This is a genomic window from Shewanella carassii (assembly GCF_002777975.1).
GTDB lineage: Bacteria > Pseudomonadota > Gammaproteobacteria > Enterobacterales > Shewanellaceae > Shewanella > Shewanella carassii.
This window is the reverse complement of record NZ_NGVS01000043.1, coordinates 1-1,816: the sequence shown is the minus strand read 5'-3', so window position 1 is coordinate 1,816 and position 1,816 is coordinate 1. Positions and strand designations below refer to the sequence as shown.

The 1,816-nt window shown below is 40.5% G+C and carries 2 protein-coding genes; both read left to right on the top strand.

Features of this window, described 5'->3' with window-relative positions; genetic code table 11:
- Positions 1 to 289 precede the first annotated feature (289 nt).
- Positions 290 to 1,180, top strand: coding sequence for a DUF4747 family protein (locus CBE72_RS19625; protein ID WP_069499700.1), 891 nt, complete (start codon positions 290 to 292; stop codon positions 1,178 to 1,180).
- The gene (locus tag CBE72_RS19620) at positions 1,180 to 1,728 is read left to right on the top strand and encodes a hypothetical protein (RefSeq protein ID WP_100146005.1); all 549 of its coding nucleotides are present in this window, start codon (positions 1,180 to 1,182) and stop codon (positions 1,726 to 1,728) included. Before CBE72_RS19625 ends, CBE72_RS19620 begins: the two co-directional genes overlap by 1 nt.
- The last annotated feature ends 88 nt before the right edge of the window (positions 1,729 to 1,816 follow it).

The window sequence follows — 1,816 nt, the reverse complement described above, 5'->3', positions numbered from 1 at the left end:
ATAGAAAGCTTTAGTTGCCGCTAAAGCCTGGGTCTCACTTTACCCTTTTGGCTTGGTTATTATCCATACAAAGCATTTAAGAGTGATTCCCAACACTTGGCATTTTTTATTCCATCGTTGGGTTTAGTGTTTACGGTGGTCTGGTTAGGTTTCGTGGTAGCGTTGCTCACACCTTAATGCGGCGTTAGGTCGCAGTACAGTCATCCTCAAATTTCGCATATGAGTATTGCAACGTGATGAATAATCATTATATTTCAGAATACGCATAGTTATTATGGTTATTAGTACAATGGCAAGAGATAAAAAACTAGAATTTGGTGCTTTGAACGTAACGATCCACCCTCACACCCCTGAAAAATACATTCAGTTGTTTAATGCCGCTAGAAAGCTCAAATCAAGCGCTAGACTTCGTGGTGATCAGTTTGGACGAATTGGCGCTATCTATAAACTTGATCGTGACCAAGAAGAGCCAGGACCTATTGTTGGCGAAATAGTCAAGTTCACAAACATTGACGTTGATGGTGAGTGGTATGATATTGAAAGCAAAGATGTTGCAACTGATGAAGATGTTGCAGAAATTAATATTCCTGAAAAACTAAAGCCTAATCTGTCTCGTTTTTCATTTATATTCTTTCCCGATGATCACATCCTCGTTTACGAAGGCTACTACGATGGAAAAGCTTTAAGCGCAAATTTTGCTGAGAAGTTGTTTGAATTGGCTCTGAATCATCCAGAGTTAACGAATCGCTTTGGAGAAGTATTCGTTAGTCATATCCCAGAGGCTAATGCTATCGACAGAATGCTTGAGCTGAACGGTGTCACCAATTTGACTTTGGTTACGAAGCGTCCGAATCCAGATGACTTGAAAGTCACAGAAAAACGTGTACACGATAGATTGAAACGCCTAAATGCTGCGCAAGAAGAAAGGGTATTGAAAGCTAGCAATGGTAAAGAACTGTTACTCGATCAAGAGTTAAAGCTTGAGGCTAAGGTAGCTGCAAAAAATGGCACTGTAGAACTTAAGCGATACAATGAAGCTGGCAAGAAAGAAGAGCTTTCAACGAAAGATCATCCAATGAGAAGAACTGATTACTACAACCCAAATTCAGAATCTCCATTTGAGCTTTTGCGTGATATGGCGTTTAATTTAAAGAAAGAAATAAGTGCATGGATTAAATAATGTCTAACGACAACATTCTGGCTCGATACTGGAAGGCTTATGGTGGTTGGAAAGCTGTGGTAACCAGTGTCTACTTTTGGGTCGCAGTTTTCTTAACTGTACTCCTACATCCACAATGGATGAAAGCTGGATGGTGGGGAGATGTTTTATCAATAATGCCTAGTGTTTTGGGGTTCTCTTTGGGCGGCTTTGCTATGTGGGTTGCCATAGGGGATGAGAAGTTTAAGGCATTGATTTCTGGCTCTGACGGGGACGGTCTTCCTTCTCCATTTATGGAAGTGAATGCGACCTTTGCACATTTTATCTTACTGCAATTAGTGTCCATTCTTTTGGCTGTCGTAGCTAAGGCTTACGATATTCCGGTTACCAAATCACATTGGTTATACGCCATTTGGGGTGAAAACTTGGGTTTAGCAACAAGTATGTTCTATTGCTTCAGCTATTTCATATTCATATACGCGTTATTAACTGCTTTTGCAGCGGTGCTTGCTCTATTTAGAGTTTCTTCATGGTACGACGACATGCAAACAATGGATAAAAACGAGTAAAGCGACCTAACAAACGACTATGGCGTCAATCCTTTATTTTGGGCGATGTTTTGGTCCCACATGATGCCATCTCGAAGCATAGAGTTTA

What these genes read in the sequence shown, in the direction of transcription:
- CBE72_RS19620 (WP_100146005.1), top strand. Translation starts at nt 1,180, where the DNA reads ATGTCTAACGACAACATTCTGGCTCGATACTGGAAGGCTTATGGTGGT.
- CBE72_RS19625 (WP_069499700.1), top strand. Translation starts at nt 290, where the DNA reads ATGGCAAGAGATAAAAAACTAGAATTTGGTGCTTTGAACGTAACGATC.